The following is a 5,013-nucleotide window of genomic DNA, read 5'->3' as shown; positions in this document are numbered from 1 at the left end:
GGTGTGTGCTCATGCGTGCTTTGATCGGCTACCTGGTGTGTCTGGTGGTCGCACTGACCATTGCCTATACCTTTTCGCCCCAGACCCCGCCGCCACAGGAACTGTTGGCGACGCGCCCGGATCGGGTGCAGATCAACGGCTTGCTCAACCTGGGCACGCGGGTGGTGGCGGTGGGCGAGCGCGGCAGCATCCTGCTCAGTGATGACCAGGGCGTGAGCTGGCAACCGGCCCAGGTCACCCAGCAACGCAACGCCACCCTGACAGCCGTGGTGGCGCTGGATGACAAGCGTGTGTTGGCGGTCGGGCATGACGGTTGGATCCTGCGTTCTACGGACGCGGGCGCCACGTGGCAGGAAATGCGCTACGACCCGCAGCTCGGCGAGCCCTTGCTGGGGGTATGGGCGGGCAGCCGGGGCAGCGTCCTGGCGTTCGGCAGTTTCGGCAAGTTCTATCAGTCCCTCGACGCCGGCCAGACCTGGGTCGCGCAGACGCTGGATATCGACAGCGCCCACCTCAACAGCATGGCCGGCGGTGACGATGGACGACGCATGCTGGTGGGCGAACAAGGTCTGGTGCTGCGTACCGCCGATGGCGGGCAACACTGGCAGACGCTACCGGCGTTCTACAACGGTTCGCTGTTCGGCATCGTGCGGCTCAGCGCGGATAACTGGGTGACCTACGGCATGCGTGGGCATGTGTTTGTCAGCCACGATTTCGGTGCCCATTGGGCGCAAGTCAATGTGGGCAACCAACTGCCGCTGTACGGGCATGTGGTACTGCCCGATCACAGCGGGTTGGTGATCGTTGGCGCCGGCAGCTCCGTGGTGCGCCTGGATGCACAAGGCGCGCTGGTGGGTGTCTCGCGGCTGGCGGGGTTGGGCACGTTGACCTCGGCGACGATGGTCGGTTCGCGTCTGCTGGTGGGCGGTGAGCGTGGGGTATTGCAGGGGTCGGGGGGCAGCGTCGCTGCACGCTCGACGACACAGGTCACCCAGTGAACGAGAGGCAAGCAATGAATCAAGGTAAACACTGGGTCACCCGTGGCGTCGACACCTGCGCCGACTACCTGATGGCCTGGCGCAAGGGCTTGCTGGCGCTGTTTGTGCTGGTCACCCTGGGCCTCGGCTACAGCGCCACCCATACGCAGCTGGACCCGGGGTTCAACAAGCAGATCCCGGTGACGCATGGGTACATGGTCAATTTCCTCAAGTTCAGCCGCTACTTCACCGGCGCCAATCGCCTGCTGGTGAGCGTGCACTGGAAAGGCCAGGGCGACCTGTACAACCCCGAGTTCCTCGACACCCTGCGCAAAGTCACCGATGACGTGTTCTTTATCTCCGGGGTCAGCCGCCCCAGCGTGACGTCGCTGTTCACCGCCAACGTGCGTTACATCGAAATCACCGAAGAGGGTTTCTTCGGCGATGTGGTGGTACCGCCGCGTTTCAGTGGCACCCCCGAAGACCTGGCCCAGGTGCGCAGCAACACGGCGGCCTCCGGGCAAGTCGGACGCCTGGTGGCGAATGACTTGAAGTCGGCGATGGTCCGCGCCGATTTGCAGGACACCGACCCCAAGACCGGCGCGCCGGTGTCCTACGTCGAGATCGCCCAGCACCTGGAAGCCATCCGCGCCAAATACAACAGCCCTGATATCGAGATCAACATCGTGGGCTTCGCCAAGCTGGTGGGGGATGTGGTCGAAGGGTTGAACACCGTGATCGGGTTCTTCGTGGTGGCCTTCGTGATCACCGGGCTGCTGTTGTGGCTGTATTCACGCTCGCTGCGCCTGACCGTGGTGGCACTGTTGGTGGCGTTGCTGCCGGTGGTCTGGCTGCTGGGGCTGTTGCCGCTGCTGGGGCTGGGCATCGACCCGATGTCGATTCTGGTGCCGTTTTTGATCTTCTCCATCGGCGTGTCTCACGCGGTGCAGATGACCAACGCCTGGAAACAGGACGTGCTGGCTGGCAATAGCCCCAGGGACGCAGCGCGCTCGGCGTTCTGCAAGATCTTTATCCCTGGCTCCCTGGCCCTGCTGATGAATGCCCTGGGCTTTGGCGTGATCATGCTGATCGACATTCCCATCGTCCACGAGCTGGGCGTGACGGCGTGCATCGGTGTGATGCTGATGATCATCACCAACAAGCTGATGCTGCCGATCATCATCTCCTACCTGCGCCTGGAGCCTGGGTTGGTGCATCGCGCGCAGTCGCGGCCGGCGACTCGGCATCGGCTGTGGTGGCGCCTGTCGGCACTCGCCGAACCGGGCCCGGCCCTGGGCGTGTTCGCTATCAGCCTGTTGTTGCTGCTGGCCGGCGCCTGGAAGGCCCGCGACCTGGCGGTGGGCGATATCGGCGCCGGGGCACCGGAACTGCGTGCCGATTCACGCTACAACCAGGACAACAGCAAGATCATTTCCAGCTACTCCATCGGCCTGGACGTGATGTCGGTGTTCGTGCAGGTCAAGGGTGTGGATGAAGGTTGCCTGTCGCCCCAGGTGATGCGCGCGGTGGAGGCGTTTGATTTCCGGATGCGCACCGTCAGTGGCGTGCAGTCGATCCAGAGCGTGGTGGACATGGGCAAGCGGGTGATTGCCGGCAATAACGAAGGCAACCCGCGCTGGGCGGCGATTCCTGGCTCACCCCGTGGCCTGAGCCAGGGTGCGCGGGCCTATATTCCCGATGACGGGCTGGTCACTGATGGCTGCCAGCAGATGCAGATCCTGGTGTTCCTCGCCGACCATGAAGGCAGCACCATCAGCCACGCGATCCTGGAAGCCAAGCGGATCATTGCCGAGGTCGGTTCGCCCCAGGTCGAGTTCCTGCTGGCGGGCGGCAACGTGGGGGTGATGGCGGCGTCCAACGAGGCGGTCAAGCGTGCCGAGGTGATCATGCTCGGCGCGCTGTTCGGCTCGGTGGCGTTGTTTTGCTGGCTGACCTTCCTGTCGATTCGGGCGGTGCTATGCATCCTGGTGCCGCTGGCCATCGTGGCGATCCTGTGCAACGCGCTGATGACCTTGCTCGGTATCGGCTTGAAGGTCGCGACGCTGCCGGTGATGGCGCTGGGAGTGGGCGTGGGGGTGGACTATGGCATCTACCTATACGAGCGCATCCAGCACGAAATGCTGCGCGGCGCGCCCCTGCGTGAAGCCTTCTACGAGGCCATGTGCCAACGCGGTACGGCGGCGGTGTTCACCGCGGTGACCATGTCGATTGGCGTGTGCACCTGGGCGTTTGCGCCGCTCAAGTTCCAGGCGGACATGGGCGTGCTGCTGTCGTTCATGTTTCTGGTCAACGTGCTGGGGGCGATTTTCCTGCTGCCGGCATTGGCGGCCTGGTTCAATCTCGGGCGCCCGCTGGTGGTGGCACGAGCCCGCCCGGTGGCGGCGCCCCACGGGCAATTCCGCCTGAAAAACAGCCCGGCCGAGCGTGACTCGAAGTAGCCGAAAATAAAACCTGTAAGCCTATTGTGGAGCACATGGGCGCCGGAGAAACTGAGGCGCAGTCAAGCGGGGGAACGTTGAATTCCCCCCTAGCCAAAATTATAAAAATAACAAGGGAAGGGCGTTGTCCTTACCCGAGCGAGGAAAGACTATGCAAACGGATGTCTTGACCCTTGAGGCGCTGGCGGATCTAGGCCTGGACCTCACACGCTACAGCCAGCTGGTGGGGGAGATCTACGAAGGTGCCCTCGACCCGAAACTGATGGCCAAGGCGCTCAAGAGCTTTCTCAAGCTCTACGACGCCAACTACGTCACCTTGATCCTGCGCGTGCCCGACCAACTGGACACCGGGGTGATGATCCTGGCTGGCGACATCGAAGGGGCCGGTGATGTGTGCTACATGACCTACCCGCAAAGCAACACCCCATTTGGCAGCCAGCCGCTTGACCACGTGTTCACCGTGGACGACATCATGACCTCCACCGAGTGGGAGCACAGCGCCTACTTCAAGATGTATTGCAGTGCCCAGGATGTGTTCCACGTCATGGGCGCGGACATCTCCACTCCGGACGGCGGCAAGCTGCGCTTTCGGATTACCCGGCCCAAGCGTTCGCCGAATTTCTGCGCCAACGAGCGCGCGCTGTGCGCGATGTTCCTGCCGCACCTGCGCCGAGCGTTGCAGCTGCATAACCTGCTGGACCGCAGCGAGTCGCTGAGCGAGTTGTACTCCCAGGCCATCAGCCGCTTGTCGGTGGCCACCCTGGTGCTGGATGACAGCGGCAGCGTGTTGCAGGTCAACCCGGTGGCCGAGGAAATCCTCGCCCGTTCCGATGGCTTGAAGTTGGTGGGCGGGCGCCTGGAGGCGACTTATCCGAGTGACAACCGCGAGCTGCAACGCCTGATTCGCGGGGCATTTTCGGTGGATTCGCCAAAAACCGCCGAAGCCATGTCGGTGACCCGGCCTTCGGGGCTGGTCAACCTGGGGGTGGTGGTGGAATCGATTCCCTCCCTCGACTGGGCCGAAGAGAAGGGCAAGCCGGCGGCACTGGTGTATATCCGCGATGCGTCGAGCAAATCCCTGGCCAGCGAAGTGGTGACCAAGCAGCTGTTCAACCTGACCAAGGCCGAGACCGCCCTGGCCATGGAATTGGCCAATGGCTTGTCGCTTGAAGAGGCCGCCGAGGTGTTGAATATCCGCCGCAATACCGCCCGTGCGCACCTGCGTTCGATCTTCTCCAAGACCGGCGTGCGGCGCCAGACCGAGCTGGTGCGCATCCTGCTCAACAGTGTGGTGGCCCTGGGCAAGCCCAGCCTGACGCTGAAAGCCCCGGAAAAAATCAAAGTGCCGCCGCCGAAGTTGGCGGTGCCGCTGGTGCGCCAGGCCTGATAGTGGCGACCGCAACACAACCCCTGTAGTGAGCGGGCTTGTCCCGCGCTGGGCTGCGAAGCGGCCCTAATTCGGTCGACGCGTTCTGCCAGTTAGAACCTGATTGTCTGGTTTTTGGGCCGCTTCGCGGCCCAGCGCGGGACAAGCCCTAATGCCTGTCAGTTAAGGAAACAGCAGATGAGCGGCTTTC

3 protein-coding genes are annotated in these 5,013 nt (G+C 63.2%); all 3 read left to right on the top strand.

The window, feature by feature from the left end:
- Positions 1–11 precede the first annotated feature (11 nt).
- Positions 12–998: a WD40/YVTN/BNR-like repeat-containing protein gene (locus DYL61_RS31010; protein ID WP_135311556.1), complete on the top strand. Its 987-nt coding sequence runs from the start codon at positions 12–14 to the stop codon at positions 996–998.
- Positions 999–1,012: 14 nt separating this feature from the next.
- Positions 1,013–3,436, top strand: coding sequence for an efflux RND transporter permease subunit (locus DYL61_RS31005; RefSeq protein WP_135311555.1), 2,424 nt, complete (start codon positions 1,013–1,015; stop codon positions 3,434–3,436).
- 151 nt (positions 3,437–3,587) lie between these two features.
- Positions 3,588–4,823 (top strand): helix-turn-helix transcriptional regulator, encoded by a 1,236-nt coding sequence (locus DYL61_RS31000; protein ID WP_135311554.1) that lies wholly within the window; start codon positions 3,588–3,590, stop codon positions 4,821–4,823.
- Positions 4,824–5,013: the final 190 nt, after the last annotated feature.

The organism is Pseudomonas nabeulensis, assembly GCF_004682045.1.
In the GTDB taxonomy this organism is placed as follows: domain Bacteria; phylum Pseudomonadota; class Gammaproteobacteria; order Pseudomonadales; family Pseudomonadaceae; genus Aquipseudomonas; species Aquipseudomonas nabeulensis.
This window is presented reverse-complemented; position numbering and strand designations above follow the sequence as displayed.

Coding starts and splice junctions, on each gene's coding strand:
- DYL61_RS31010 (WP_135311556.1), top strand. CDS start 12: ATGCGTGCTTTGATCGGCTACCTGGTGTGTCTGGTGGTCGCACTGACC.
- DYL61_RS31005 (WP_135311555.1), top strand. CDS start 1,013: ATGAATCAAGGTAAACACTGGGTCACCCGTGGCGTCGACACCTGCGCC.
- DYL61_RS31000 (WP_135311554.1), top strand. CDS start 3,588: ATGCAAACGGATGTCTTGACCCTTGAGGCGCTGGCGGATCTAGGCCTG.